The sequence below is a fragment of the Catellatospora sp. IY07-71 genome (assembly GCF_018326265.1).
GTDB lineage: Bacteria > Actinomycetota > Actinomycetes > Mycobacteriales > Micromonosporaceae > Catellatospora.
On record NZ_AP023360.1, the window covers coordinates 1,048,367 to 1,061,667 of the forward strand.

Genomic DNA, 13,301 nt, shown 5'->3' on the forward strand with positions numbered 1-13,301 from the left:
TCGTGATCTTGAAGCGGTGGCGCGGGGCGGGTTAGGAGACGACGTCCTTGCGGGTGAAGCGGGCGAAGGCGAGGGCTACGAAGAGGGTGAAGTAGCAGATGGCCGAGATGGTGCCCTTGATGATGTCGTCGAACTGCATCGGTGTGGTCAGCAGGCCGAGGTAGGCCTGGGCGAAGTGGGTGGGGAGGAAGTTGCGGAGTTCGCCGAGGGCGGTGATCTGGTCGAGGATCGACGAGACGATGTAGAGCAGGACCGCGCCGCCGACCGCGCCCAGCGGGGCGTCGGTCAGGACGGAGAGCAGGAAGGCCAGGCCCGCTACGACGAGCATGTTGACGCCGAGGAAGCCGGCGGTGGCGAGCAGGCGCAGCACGCCCTCGGCGGGTGGGATCTCGGCGGCCAGGCCGGACTGGAGCGGGTGCCAGCCGTAGCGGAGCGAGCCGAGCAGCAGGGCCGTGCCCAGCAGGGTCAGCATGGCCAGGGCGGAGTAGCTCAGGGCGACCGCGAGCTTGATGCCGAGCAGGCGGGCCCGGGGCACCGGCACGGCGAGCAGGTAGCGCAGGCTCCCCCAGCTCGCCTCGGCGGCGACGGTGTCGCCGTGGAACAGCGCCACCACCACGACCAGCAGGAAGCTGGCCGAGACGAACAGCGCGAACATGGCGAAGTTCAGGCCGCCGGAGATCGCCGCGTCGGAGAGCTGGGAGAACTGGCCCCGGCCGGAGCGGCCGTCGTCGTCCTCCCCGCCCAGCTCGAACGCGATCAGCAGGATGACCGGCAGCAGCACCATGAAGCCCAGCGCGAGCTGGGTCCGCTTGCGCCGCCACTGCCGGGCGAACTCGGTCGCGTAGGTCAGCGTGCGGGCGGGACGGTAACCCGCCGCCGCGCCGTCCGCCTGCGGAACAGCCGTCGTGCTCATCGGTCCCCACTTCCCGCCGTCGACTCGCCCACCAGGGCCAGGAACGCGTCCTCCAGGCGCCGCCGCGGCGTCACCCGGTCGATGCCGACCCCGGCCCGCACCAGCGCGGACACCGCCTCGGTGCGGCTCAGGTCGCCGAGGTCCACCACGAGCGTGCGCTCGCCGTCGACCGCGTACCCGGCGACGCCGTCGAGCCGGTCCAGCGTCTTGCTGGCCAGGTCGATGTCGGTGACGTCGAGCAGGGTGGTCGGGCTGTCCCCCACGATCTCGTCGACCCGGCCGGAGGCGACCACCCGGCCCTTGTGCACGACCACCGCGTGGGTGCAGGTCTGCTCGACCTCGGCCAGCAGGTGGCTGGAGACCAGCACCGCCCGCCCGTTCTCGGCGTAGCGCTGCAGCACCCGGCGCATCTCGGCGATCTGCGGCGGGTCCAGCCCGTCCGTCGGCTCGTCGAGCACCAGTAGCTCCGGCAGGCCGAGCATGGCCTGGGCCACGGCCAGGCGCTGCTTCATACCGTGGCTGTAGTTCTTGACCTTGCGCTTGACCGCGTCGCCGAGGCCGGCGATCTCCAGGGCCCGCTCGAACTGGGCCTCCTCCCACGGGCGGCCGGTGGCCCGCCAGTACGCGGTGAGGTTCTGCTCGCCGGTCAGGTGGGGCAGGAAGCCGGGGCCCTCGACCAGGGCGCCGATGCGGGACAGCACCGGGGCGCCCGGCGCGAGCCGGTGGCCGAAGATGAGCACCTCGCCCGCGGTGGCCTGGGTGAGGCCCATGAGCACGCGCAGGCTGGTGGTCTTGCCGGCGCCGTTCGGGCCGAGCAGGCCGACCACCTGGCCGCGCTCCACGGTGAAGCTGATCTCGTCGACCGCGACGAAGTCGCCGTACGTCTTGCGCAGCCCGCGCACCCACAGCGGGGTGTCCGCGTGCTCGGCCGACACCGAGTGGTCCACCCGCCGGTGCCGCCGCCGGGCCACCACGATGACCACGGCCAGCCCCAGCGCGATCAGCGCCAGCAGCCCCAGCAGCACGTACAGCCACAGCGTGTCGGCGGTCGCGATGGGCGTCGCGGTGACCGTGGGCAGGGTGACCGCGCCACTGCTCCTGTCGCCGACCGCGACGGTGTACTCGACCGGGTCCGCCGGGCCGAGGTACGACTGGTCGGCGGTGGCGATGGTGACGCGCAGCCGGTGCCCGGCCTCGATCTCGTGCACGATCCCGGGCAGGCTCACCCGCACCGGCTGCGCCTGGGCCAGCTCGGCCGGCAGGCCGGTCAGCCGGACCGGGGCGACCAGCCCGCCGCTGAGCGTGGCGCGGCCGTCGGGGTCGACGTCGTACAGCTTGACGAACAGCACCGCCTCGCCGGTCGGCGACGCGGCCTTGATGCTGACCTGCGGCGCGCCGACCACGGACACCGTCTGCTCCAGCGGCGCGGACTCGAAGCGCGCGTGCTGGCCGGGCAGGTCGGTCGCGGCGGCGCCGCTGATCAGGCTGGCCAGCGAACCGGCGCCCGGCAGCGAGGACAGCGCGGCCGGGGTGCCGTTGGGCGGGTTGGCGATGGCGCGCGCGCGGCCGGTCACCGGCACCTGCAGGGTCTGCCCGCCGCCCAGGCCCGGGTAGTCGGTCACCTGGTAGCCGGTGGCCATCTGGCCGCGGTCCACGGCGTCCAGGCCGGTGATCCGGGAGTAGGTGAAGCTGTTCGCGGGCGCGTCGCCGTTGCCCTTGAGGTAGTGGTCGAACCACGTCGCGATGAGGTACTTGAGCCGATCCTGGTCGGACTGGGGGCCGTCGCCGCCGTCGTGGCCGCCGGTGAACCAGGCCACCCGCACCGGGGTCCCGTTGGCGGCGATGCCGCGCGCGTTGGCGTCGGCCTCGGCCAGCGGGAACAGTGAGTCGGTCTCGCCCTGGATCAGCAGCGTGGGTGCCTTGATCCTGCTCAGGACGGTGGCGGGGCTGCGCTGGGCCAGCATCTGCCGGGCCGGGTCGTCGAGGCGCCCGGTGGCCGCCACCCGCAGGTAGGTCTCGCAGACATCGGCTGCCCAGCGCCCGCACTGCGGGTCGAGGGCCGCGCCGCCGCGATCGCCGGGCATGCCGCTCGCGTCGCCCGTGCCACCGGCACCGTTGACACCTTCGCCGCCCGAGCCGCCGGGCCCGTCGCCGTCGTCGTCACCGTCGCCGCCCGTCGCGCCGAGCGCGTCCAGGTTCAGGCCGCCGCCGCGCCCGCCGCCCATGCCGGAACCGAAGAAGATGCCCGCCCAGGCCTGCTTGAGCACGCCGTCGCCGGGCTTGTCGGCCAGCGACTGCTGGAACAGCGACTGGCCCAGGTCGTTCCAGGTGATCATGGGAACGATCGCGTCCAGCCGGGGGTCCTGCGCGGCCAGCATCAGCGACAGGTTGCCGCCGTACGAGCCGCCCATGGCGCCCGCGCGCGGGTCGCCGGGCTTGTCGAGCATGATCTCCGGCCGGGCGGCCAGGTGGTCGAGCAGGCCCTGAGCGTCCTTGACCTCCCAGTCCGGGGAGTTCAGGTGGATCTGCCCGGTGCTCGCGCCGAGGCCCTGCGCGGTCCAGGTGAGCACCGCGTAGCCGAGCCCGGCCAGGTCCTTGGCGTCGGCCGAGACGCTGTCCTTGGTGCCGCCGAACCCGTGCCCGAGCAGCAGCGCGGGCACCTTGCGCGACGCGGACGCGCCGTCGGGTAGGTAGAGGCGGGTGTCGAGGGTGGCCGTCTGGTCGCCGGCCGGGCCGGTACGCACCGTCACCCGCTCGTCGATCGTGCGGTAGCCGGGGTCGGCGGGCAGGAGCGCCCACGCCACACCACCGGCCAGCACCGCGGCGGCGAGACCGCCCGCGAGCCACCGTCTGTTCAGCTTCGCCCGCAACCGGGACCCGAACGCGCGCATGCCCGCCACAGTACGGCTCCGCGCCCCCGGTCCCCTCAGGGAGAACCCCCAGCGCAGCTGAGAGTTCTTTCAGGTCGCGTACGGGTGGCTTTCAGGCTTCAGCGGGTGCTGCGGGTCCGCGCGCGGCTGCCGCGCAACCGGCGCAGCCGGCCCACCAGCACCGGCTCCAGCTCCAGTGCGGCCGGGTTGTCCAGCAGCGCGTTCAGCAGCTGGTAGTAACGCGTCGCGGAGAGCCCGAAGCTGTCCCGGATCGCCTGCTCCTTGGCCCCGGCGTGGCGCCACCACTGCTTCTCGAAGGCGAGGATGTGCCGCTCGCGCTCGTCGAGCCCGTCCTCCACCACGCCGACCGGCGCGGGCAGGTCCGAGTCGACCTCGTCGTCGCTCTCGGCGGGCAGCAGGCCCGCGGAGGCGGGGTCGAGCTGGGACGGCTCGCGGCGGGGGGTGGGGATCAGGGGCAGCTCGGCCGGGTCGGCTTCGTCGGCACGCGTACGCCGCCTCATCTGCTCCATTTTGTCCCCTCCCCGCGAACCACGTTCACCGAGTCTAGGTGCCCTGTCGAGATCAACGAAAGGCCGCCGGAGCGGGTTGCCGTGCCACAAAAAGGAAGGCGGCCGAGGTTTGACATACCCCCGACCGCCTGCCGCTTAACGTGGCCGTCAGCTCACGTCACGCCGGCGCATCTGCCAGAAGGCCAGCACCAGCAGCACCGCGATGGCGCCCAGGGTGATCGAGCCGGTGTCCTGCCAGGTGATGGTCTTCACCTGCTCGACGCACTGGCCGCCCATGCAGTCGGCCGGGTTCGCGAACGGGTTGCCGACCTCCTGCGCCTTGCCCATCCACGCCTGCAGGTGCGTCGGGATCAGGTACATCTCGAAGAACGGCACCCGCAGCGCCAGCAGCAGGATGGTCAGGCCGACCTGGCCGACGATCACCACCGCCAGCGCGACGCCCAGCGCCACACCGGTGTGCCTGCCCAGCGTGGCCAGCGCGAAGCCGAGCACGCCGGCCGCGACGATCAGGCCCGTGCCGCGCAGCCCGGTCAGGCCCAGCGACTGCCAGGTGCCGGGGGTCATGCCCGCGGTGCTGCCGCGGTACACCGCCGTCGCCCACATCGCCGCGGTCCACAGCGCCCCGGTGACCACCGCGATCGTGACCAGCCAGCCGATCAGCACGCCGAGCTTGGTGCCCAGCACCGACAGCCGCTTCGGCCGCCAGGTGAGCAGGCTGGACATGGAGCCGGTGCTCCACTCGGCGCCGACGAACGACGCTCCGATCACGAACGCGATCACCGCCATGATCGCCGCCCAGACGATGATCATCTCTTCGAACGCGCCCTTGAACACGAACGTGGAGGGCATGTAGTACTCGGCGCGGTACCAGTCGCGCTGCGGCTGCTCGCCGCTCTCCACCCACTGGCAGTAGTCCGGCTTGACGCTGCCCGACGGCGTCTCCTGGCAGGCCTTCAGCTGCCGCTGGAAGTCCTCCATCGCAAAGTTGTACTCCGCCTCGGCCTTGGCCTGCGCCGACGCCAGCGTCTCCGGGGACACCTTCTGGTTGTCGAAGAACATGGCGGCCCCGATCACCGCCAGGATCGCCACCGCGACGACGATCAGCCACTTGATCAGCCGGCGCTTGACGAACCTGCGCCGCTCCGCCCTGACGAGACTCATGCTGCCGACACTCCGTCCTGAGCCGTGTCCGGCTTCACGCTCTGATCAACCTGACGGTTCTGGCCGGGCACCGGAGCGGTGCCGGTCAGCTCAAGGAACACGCTCTCCAGGTCGGCGTGGACCGGAGCCAGCTCCGAGACGTAGAGCTGGCGTTCGGCGAGCAGCCGGGCGATCAGCGCGGGCTTGTCGACCCCGGTCAGCATCAGGTGGTCGGCGTGCGCCTGCAGCTGCATACCGGCCGCCACCAGCACCTGCGCCGCGGCGCTCAGGTCCGCCGGGGTCTCCAGGGCGACCCGCACCTGGCCCGACGAGTGCGCCTGCAGCACCTCGGCCACCGGGCCCGCGGCCACCCGCCGGCCCAGCGAGATGATCGTGACGCTGTCACAGATCAACTGCACCTCGCCGAGGATGTGGCTGGACAGCACGACGGTCATGCCGCCCGCCGACAGCGTCGCCATCATGTCGCGCATCTCGCGGATGCCGCCCGGGTCCAGGCCGTTGGCGGGCTCGTCCAGGATCAGCAGCTTCGGCTGCTTGAGCAGCGCCGACGCGACCGCCAGCCGCTGCTTCATGCCGAGGGAGTACGTCTTGACCCGCTCCTTGGCGCGGTCGCGCAGACCGACCAGCTCCAGCGCCCAGTCGACGCGCGACTGCGGCAGGTTGCCCGCGTCGGCCAGCAGCGACAGGGTGTCCCGGGCGGAGAAGTGGGGGAAGAACTGCGGGCTCTCCACGATCGCCCCGACGTGCGCGATGACCTGCGGCAGCTCGGCCGGCACCGGTCGGCCCAGGATCCGCAGGTCACCGCTGTCCGGCTTGATCAGGCCGAGCAGCGTACGCAGGGTGGTGGTCTTGCCGGAGCCGTTCGGCCCGAGGAAGCCGTGCACCTGGCCCGCTTCCACGTACATCTCGAAGCCGTCCAGCGCGCGGCGGGGTCCGCCCCGGGCACGGTACGTCTTTGTCAGGCCTTGGATCTCCAAGACAGCGGTCACAGGGACCTCCTAGCTAACGATGACCACCGCACCCTACGAGGTATGCACCCCCCACGCACCCCCGCTCTCCCCCGATCCTTCACAACCCACCCTCCGCGTCACCCTGCGTGCGCGCCCTCCCCCGCGCCGCGACCAAGGTCATCCGATTTGCCAGGCACATGGGGGTATGCGCGTTCATGATTCGCCCAGGTGCCAGGCAAGTCGGACGATCAAGGACGCCGGACATGGCGGCCCGCGGCCCGCGGCCCGCGGGCCGCGGGCCGCGGGCGGCTCAGGCGACGATGACGTTGAGGTCGGCGGCGCGGAAGGCGGCGACGGCGGCGGGGTCCGCGTTGGAGTCCGTGATCAGGGTTTCGATGCGCTCGACGGCGCAGATGCGGGCGAACGCGTGGCTGCCCAGCTTGGACGAGTCCGCGATGATGGCGACGCGCTTGGCCCGCGCCACCATCAGCGAGTTCATCGCCGCCTCGCCCTCGTGGTGGGCGGCCGCGCCGAGCGTCACGTCGATCGCGTCCACGCCGAGCAGCACCAGGTCGAGGGTGACCTCGCGCAGGATGCCGCCGCCGAGCGGGCCGACCAGCTCGAACGACTGCGGGCGCACCACGCCGCCGGTGACCACGATCTTCATCCGGGAGCGGACCAGCAGCTCGTTGGCGATGTTCAGCGCGTTGGTGACGACGGTGAGCTGCGCGCCCTCGGAGGTCGAGTTCAGCTCGGGGCGCACGGCCAGCGCCCGCGCCACCTCGGTGGTGGTGGTGCCGCCGTTGAGGCCGACCACCATGCCGGGCTGCACGAGCGCGGCCGCGGCGGCGCCGATGCGCTGCTTCTCGGCCGAGTGCTTGGCGGTCTTGTAGCGCAGCGGCAGGTCGTACGAGACGCCGCTGGCCACCGCCCCGCCCCGGGTACGGGTGATCATCTGCTGCTGGGCGAGCTGGTCGAAGTCGCGGCGGATGGTGGCCTGGGAGACGTCGAGCCGCTCGGCGGCCTCCTCGACGGTGACCCGGCCGGAGTCGGTGAGCAGTTCCAGCAGCGCGTTCCAGCGGGCGTACCGGTCCACCGATCCTCCGTTTGCGCGATTTCTGAGCGGATGCGTGCACACTAGTGCGCGAAACCGGCCCATGCAACGCGATGTGCTGCGCGTATGTGACTCTTGAGTTGCCTTCGGCGGAGGCGTCACGCAGAATAGCGCGCGAAACACCGTACTTTCGAACCGTTACGCGCACGCCTGCTGGAGGGGTCGCCGCCATGACGTACGTCGCCGAAGAGATCAACAGCCAGCCTGACCTCTGGCGACGCGCCGCGGCCGAGGCCGCCGGAGCGGCCGGGGCGCTGCCCGCACCCGGCGAGCGCGTCGCCGTCGTGGGCTGCGGCACCTCCTGGTTCATGGCGATGGCGTACGCGAGCCTGCGCGAGGCGGCCGGCCAGGGCGAGACCGACGCCTTCGCGGGCTCGGAGTTCCCGATCGACCGGCCCTACGACCGGATCATCGCGATCACCCGGTCCGGCACCACCACCGAGGTGCTCGACATCCTGCGCAAGGCCGGCGACCGCAGCACGGTCCTGGTCGGCGACATGGACACCCCGGCCGTGACGCTGGCCCGCGACGTGATCGCGCTGCCCTGGGCCGACGAGCGCTCGGTCGTGCAGACCCGCTTCGCCACCAGCGCGCTCACCCTGCTGCGCGCCTCGCTGGGCGCGGACCTGGCCAAGGCCGCCGACGACGCGCAGCGCGCGCTCGCCCTGCCGCTCCCGCTGGACCCGGCCACCATCGAGCAGGTCACCTTCGTGGGCCGCGGCTGGACCAACGGCCTGGCCCAGGAGGCGGCGCTGAAGTGCCGCGAGGCGGCCACCTTCTGGACCGAGGCGTACCCGGCGATGGACTTCCGGCACGGCCCGATCTCGATCAGCGCCCCCGGCCGCGCGGTGTGGGCCTTCGGCGAGGTCCCGGCGGGCCTGCGGGCCGACGTCGAGGCGACCGGCGCGGCCTTCGTGCACGACGCGGACATCGACCCGGTCGCGCACCTGATCGTCGCGCAGCGTTTCGCCGTCGCGCTCGCCGAGCACCGGGGCCTCAACCCGGACGAGCCGCGGCACCTGACCCGCTCGGTCGTCCTGTCATGAGTACGCGCATCCTGGCATCCGGCGCGGCCGCGATCGCCGGCCGCCCGCCCCGCGCGCCGGTCCCCCGCACGCGCCGGGCCACCGACGAGGCCAGGGGCGTGCCGGTCCCGGGCGTACGCAGCAGGGAGAGGGCATGACCACCGCTCACGAGCCCGCCGACGTCGTCGTCTCGATCGACGTCGGCGGCACCGGCATGAAGTGCGCCCTGGTCGGCACGGACCACCGGGTACGCCACACCGAGCGCCACGCCACCGGCCGCGAGCGCGGTCCGCAGGCGGTGCTCGGCACCATCCTCGACGTGGCCGCCGGACTGGCCGCGACCGCCGCCGAGCGCGGCTGGCGTCCGGTCGGCGCGGGCGTGGTCGTGCCCGGCATCGTGAACGAGGCCGACGGCATCGCCACGTACTCCTCGAACATCGGCTTCCGCGACGTGCCGCTGCGCCAGGAGGTGCACGCGCGCACCGGCCTGCCCACCGCGGTCGGCCACGACGTGCGCGCCAGCGGCCTGGCCGAGGCCCGCCTGGGCGCCGGGCGGGGCCGCAGGCACGTGCTGGTCGTGCCGATCGGCACCGGCATCGCCGCCGCGCACGTCGTCGACGGCGCCGTGATGGCGGGCGCGCACGGCGCGGCCGGGGAGATCGGCCACATCGTGGTCCGCCCCGCCGGCCCGCTCTGCGGCTGCGGCCTGCGGGGCTGCCTCGAAGCGGTCGCCTCCGCCAGCGCGGTGGAGCGGCGCTACGCCGAGCTGGTCGGCACACCGGCCACCGCGGCGCAGGTCGCCGGGCGGCTGGGCACGGACAAGCACGCCGACCGGGTATGGGCCGAAACCGTGGACGCGCTGGCCGACGGCCTGCTCACCGGCCAGGCCCTCTACGACCCCGAGCTGGTCGTCATCGGCGGCGGCCTGGCCGAGTCCGGCGAGACGCTGCTCGCGCCCCTGCGCGACGCGCTGGGTAAGAAGGTCACCTTCCACCGCGTGCCCGAGATCGTGCGCGCCGAGCTGGGCGACGAGTCCGGCAGCCTCGGCGCGGCCCTGATCGCCCTGGACCTGGTCGGGGAGCGGGCATGACCGCACCGCATCCGCAGCGCCATCGAGCCCCCGCCGAGCGAAACGAGGAGCAGGCATGACCGTCAGCGGACGGATCGTCACCCCCGGCGGCGTCGTCGAGGGCACGCTGAGCATCGACGGAGACCGTATCGGCGCCGTCGCGCCCACCGCGTCGGCCGCGGACCGCTGGATCCTGCCGGGGTTCGTGGACATCCACACCCACGGCGGCGGCGGGCACACGTTCACCACCGGCGACGCCGCCTCGGCGCGCGGGGCGGCCGCGTTCCACCTGCGCCACGGCACGACCACGCTGCTGGCCAGCCTGGTCTCGTCCCCGTTCGCGCTGATGCGGGACGCGGTGCTCGCGTACGCGCCGCTGGTCGCCGAGGGCGTGCTGGCCGGCGTGCACTTCGAGGGGCCGTACCTGTCGCACGCGCGCTGCGGCGCGCAGAACCCCGAGTTCCTGCGCGACCCGTCGCTCGACGAGCTGACCGAGCTGATCAAGCTGGCCGACGGCACACTGCGCATGGTCACCATCGCCCCGGAGCGGCCCGGCGCGCTCGACGCGATCCGGCTGCTCGCCGAGCACGGCGTGGTGGCCGCGGTCGGTCACACCGACGGGTCGTACGCCGAGGTCAACGCCGCCATCGAGGCGGGCGCGACGGTCGCCACGCACCTGTTCAACGGCATGCGCCCGGTGCACCACCGCGAGCCGGGGCCGATCGTGGCGCTGCTGGACGCCCCGTCGGTGATGTGCGAGCTGGTGGCCGACGGCGTACACCTGCACGACGGCACGCTGCTGTTCGCCGCGCACGCGGCCGGACCCGCGCGGGCCGCGCTGATCACCGACGCGATGGACGCCGCGGGCATGGCCGACGGCGAGTACGACCTCGGCGGCCAGGCCGTGATCGTGGCCGACCGGGTCGCCCGGCTGGCCCGGGACGGCAGCATCGCGGGCAGCACCCTCACCATGGACGCGGCGGTGCGCCAGGCGCTCGGCGCGGGACTGTCCATGACGGACGTGGCGGCGATGGCGGCGACCACGCCCGCCCGCGCCGTCGGCCTCGGCGACCAGGTCGGCGCGCTGCGCCCCGGCCTGCGCGCCGACCTCGTGGAACTGGACTCCGAGCTGCGGGTGGTCCGCGTGATGAAGTCGGGAGAGTGGATCCGATGACCCTGGTCTCCACCGGGAAGCTGGTCGCCGAAGCGGCCGCCGCGCGCACCGGCGTGGCCGCGTTCAACGTCATCACCCTGGAGCACGCCGAGGCGATCACCGCGGGCGCGACCGCCGCGGGCCGCCCGGTGATCCTCCAGATCAGCGAGAACGCCGTGAAGTTCCACGGCGGGCAGCTCGGCCCGCTGGCCGCCGCCACCCGCGCCGTCGCCGAGCTGGCCGCGGTCGACGTCGCCCTGCACCTGGACCACGTCGAGTCGGTCGCCCTGCTGCACCAGGCCCCCGACCACGGCTTCTCCTCGGTCATGTTCGACGCCTCGGCCCTCCCCTACGCCGACAACGTCGCCGCCACGAAGACCGCCGCCGAGTTCTGCCACGAGCACGGCCTCTGGCTGGAGAGCGAGCTGGGCACCGTCGGCGGCAAGGACGGCGCTCCGCCACTCGGCGCCCACGCCCCCGGCGCCCGCACCGACCCCGCCGAGGCCGCCGCGTACGTCACCCAGACCGGCGTCGACGCCCTCGCCGTCGCCGTCGGCTCCTCCCATGCCATGACCACCCGCGACGCCGCCCTGGACCACGACCTGATCGCGGCCCTCAAGTCCGCCGTCTCCGTCCCCCTGGTCCTGCACGGCTCCTCCGGCGTCGGCGACGCTGAGCTCCGCCGCGCCGTCACCGGCGGCCTGGTCAAAATCAACATCGGCACCGCCCTGAACATCGCCTTCACCGGCGCGGTCCGCGAGGTCCTCGCCACCGACTCGAAGCTCGTAGACCCCCGCAAATACCTGAAGCCCGCCCGCCAAGCCATCTCCGACACCGTCCGCCACTTCCTCACCCTCCTCTGACCCCTCTGCGGCGCCGATCTTGCGTGAACTGTGGGGATGACACACTCCAATCCGGCGAATGGGCAACAGTTCGCGCAAGATCAACATGATCTTGCGCGGGGCGGCCTTGTGCGGGTCGACACCCTGCGCGACGAGAGGATCGCGGCGGCAGGGGTGACGGTGCTGCTGGTCCGGGATGACCTCGTGGATCCGGAGTTGCCGGGGAACAAGTGGCGCAAGCTGAAGTACAACCTGGTGGCGGCGCGGGAGCAGGGGTTCGGGACGCTGCTGACCTTCGGCGGGGCGTACTCCAACCATCTCCGCGCGGTCGCCGCGGCCGGTCGCCGGTGCGGCCTCCGGACCATCGGGGTGGTACGCGGGGAGGAGCACCTGCCGCTCAACCCGTCCCTGGCGTACGCCGCCGCGCAGGGCATGGCGCTCACCTACCTCGACCGCGAGACCTACCGCCGCAAGCACACGCCCGAGGTCCTCGCGCGGCTCGAACGGGACTGGGGTGCGTGCTACGTGATCCCCGAGGGCGGCAGCAACGCACTCGCGGTCAAGGGCTGCGCCGAGCTGCCCGGTGAGATCGGCACCCACTTCGACGTGATCTGCTGCCCGGTCGGCACCGGCGGCACGCTCGCGGGCCTGGCGGCCGGGTTGTCGAGCGGGCAGCGCGCGCTCGGGATAGCAGTACTCAAAGGCGCGGGCTTCCTCGCCGACGAGGTCCGCGAGCTGCTACGACAGGCCCTCGGCGCCCCGACGGACAACTGGGCCGTCGACCTCGACCACCACTACGGCGGCTACGCCAAGCGCACCCCGGGCCTCGACGCCTTCGTCGCCGACTTCAAGCTCCGGCACGGGCTGGCGCTCGACCCGATCTACACCGGCAAGCTGCTCGCGGGACTGTATGACCTGATCGCACAGGACGCCTTCCCGCCCGGCACCCGCCTGGCCGTCGTCGTCACCGGCACCGCACCACTTGACGCACCGCATGGTGGTGCATAGCCTGGTGCAGTGAAGAGGATGAGTGTCACCGTCACCGACGGCATCGCGGAGACGGTGCAGGAGCTGGGCGTCGAGTCGGCGCTGCGGCACGCGCTCGAACTCTGGTATGCACAGCGCGGCGACGTTCCCGATCTCAGCAGCGAGGGTGCGCGCGTCCGCGCGCTGCTCGACGTGGCGGACGCGACGCTGCGCGGCATCTCCCTCGAGGTCGGCTACGAGCACATGGCCACCTGGCACAACGGCCAGGCTGAGGCGGAGCGCGCGGCACACCGGACCCGACGGGCCCGCTCCGTGGCCGAGTGGACGGCCGAGGAGGCCGCGCACGCGACCGGCGAACGCCGGTGAGGACGCCGGTCCGGGGTGAGGTCTACTTCGTCGACCTGGGCGCCGAGCTGGGGCGCAAGCCCTTCGCAGTGGTCAGCAACAACCACCGCAACCGCAACCTGTCCACGGTGCTCGCCGTCCGGATCACCACCACGAACCGGAACACGCACATCGAGACCGTCGTGCCGCTCGGCAGCGACTGCGGTCCTCTCGCGGGGTGGGTGCTGTGCGACGACGTGGAGAAGCTGTGGCGTGACGAGCTGACCGCTCCGGCGGGTGCGCTCGGGCCGTACACGATGGCCGCCGTCAACGCCGGGCTGCGCGCCGCGCTCGCGCTCTGAA

Annotated in this window: 14 protein-coding genes; 8 read left to right on the plus strand and 6 right to left on the minus strand. The window is 72.9% G+C overall.

All coding sequences use genetic code 11. The annotated features are described in order from the left end of the window. Positions 1–31: 31 nt before the first annotated feature. From CS0771_RS04810 to CS0771_RS04835, 6 genes are all read right to left on the minus strand, one after another. Positions 32–913 carry an ABC transporter permease gene (locus CS0771_RS04810; protein ID WP_212839947.1) on the minus strand — a complete coding sequence of 294 codons (882 nt, stop codon included), beginning with the start codon at positions 911–913 and terminating at the stop codon, positions 32–34. Continuing rightward, positions 910–3,804, minus strand: coding sequence for an ATP-binding cassette domain-containing protein (locus CS0771_RS04815; protein WP_212839948.1), 2,895 nt, complete (start codon positions 3,802–3,804; stop codon positions 910–912). Before CS0771_RS04815 ends, CS0771_RS04810 begins: the two co-directional genes overlap by 4 nt. Positions 3,805–3,902: 98 nt before the next feature. After that, on the minus strand, positions 3,903–4,304 hold the full coding sequence (locus CS0771_RS04820) for a DUF3263 domain-containing protein (RefSeq protein WP_212839949.1): 402 nt from the start codon (positions 4,302–4,304) through the stop codon (positions 3,903–3,905). Between the two features lie 156 nt (positions 4,305–4,460). Beyond that, positions 4,461–5,474 carry an ABC transporter permease subunit gene (locus tag CS0771_RS04825; RefSeq protein ID WP_212839950.1) on the minus strand — a complete coding sequence of 338 codons (1,014 nt, stop codon included), beginning with the start codon at positions 5,472–5,474 and terminating at the stop codon, positions 4,461–4,463. Next, positions 5,471–6,463: an ABC transporter ATP-binding protein gene (locus CS0771_RS04830; protein ID WP_212839951.1), complete on the minus strand. Its 993-nt coding sequence runs from the start codon at positions 6,461–6,463 to the stop codon at positions 5,471–5,473. Before CS0771_RS04830 ends, CS0771_RS04825 begins: the two co-directional genes overlap by 4 nt. A gap of 271 nt (positions 6,464–6,734) precedes the next feature. Further along, on the minus strand, positions 6,735–7,520 hold the full coding sequence (locus tag CS0771_RS04835; protein ID WP_212839952.1) for a DeoR/GlpR family DNA-binding transcription regulator: 786 nt from the start codon (positions 7,518–7,520) through the stop codon (positions 6,735–6,737). 188 nt (positions 7,521–7,708) lie between these two features. Between CS0771_RS04835 and CS0771_RS04840 the strand changes: the two genes are divergently transcribed. The 8 genes from CS0771_RS04840 to CS0771_RS04875 all read left to right on the plus strand — a co-directional run bounded on the left by CS0771_RS04840 (position 7,709) and on the right by CS0771_RS04875 (position 13,300). After that, positions 7,709–8,584, plus strand: a complete 876-nt coding sequence (locus tag CS0771_RS04840; RefSeq protein WP_212839953.1) for an SIS domain-containing protein — start codon at positions 7,709–7,711, stop codon at positions 8,582–8,584. Then, entirely contained in the window at positions 8,581–8,721 is a 141-nt protein-coding gene (locus CS0771_RS04845; protein ID WP_212839954.1) for a hypothetical protein, read from the plus strand. The genes CS0771_RS04840 and CS0771_RS04845 overlap by 4 nt, the downstream gene beginning before the upstream one ends. Next, positions 8,718–9,653, plus strand: coding sequence for an ROK family protein (locus tag CS0771_RS04850; protein ID WP_212839955.1), 936 nt, complete (start codon positions 8,718–8,720; stop codon positions 9,651–9,653). The genes CS0771_RS04845 and CS0771_RS04850 overlap by 4 nt, the downstream gene beginning before the upstream one ends. A gap of 55 nt (positions 9,654–9,708) precedes the next feature. Further along, positions 9,709–10,806 (plus strand): N-acetylglucosamine-6-phosphate deacetylase, encoded by a 1,098-nt coding sequence (gene nagA, locus CS0771_RS04855; RefSeq protein ID WP_212839956.1) that lies wholly within the window; start codon positions 9,709–9,711, stop codon positions 10,804–10,806. After that, on the plus strand, positions 10,803–11,648 hold the full coding sequence (locus CS0771_RS04860) for a class II fructose-bisphosphate aldolase (protein ID WP_212839957.1): 846 nt from the start codon (positions 10,803–10,805) through the stop codon (positions 11,646–11,648). The genes nagA and CS0771_RS04860 overlap by 4 nt, the downstream gene beginning before the upstream one ends. A 108-nt stretch (positions 11,649–11,756) precedes the next feature. Further along, positions 11,757–12,635, plus strand: a complete 879-nt coding sequence (locus tag CS0771_RS04865; protein WP_244870606.1) for a 1-aminocyclopropane-1-carboxylate deaminase/D-cysteine desulfhydrase — start codon at positions 11,757–11,759, stop codon at positions 12,633–12,635. A 9-nt stretch (positions 12,636–12,644) separates the two neighbouring features. Next, entirely contained in the window at positions 12,645–12,980 is a 336-nt protein-coding gene (locus CS0771_RS04870; RefSeq protein ID WP_212839959.1) for a hypothetical protein, read from the plus strand. Further along, on the plus strand, positions 12,977–13,300 hold the full coding sequence (locus CS0771_RS04875) for a type II toxin-antitoxin system PemK/MazF family toxin (protein ID WP_212839960.1): 324 nt from the start codon (positions 12,977–12,979) through the stop codon (positions 13,298–13,300). The genes CS0771_RS04870 and CS0771_RS04875 overlap by 4 nt, the downstream gene beginning before the upstream one ends. Position 13,301 lies beyond the last annotated feature (1 nt).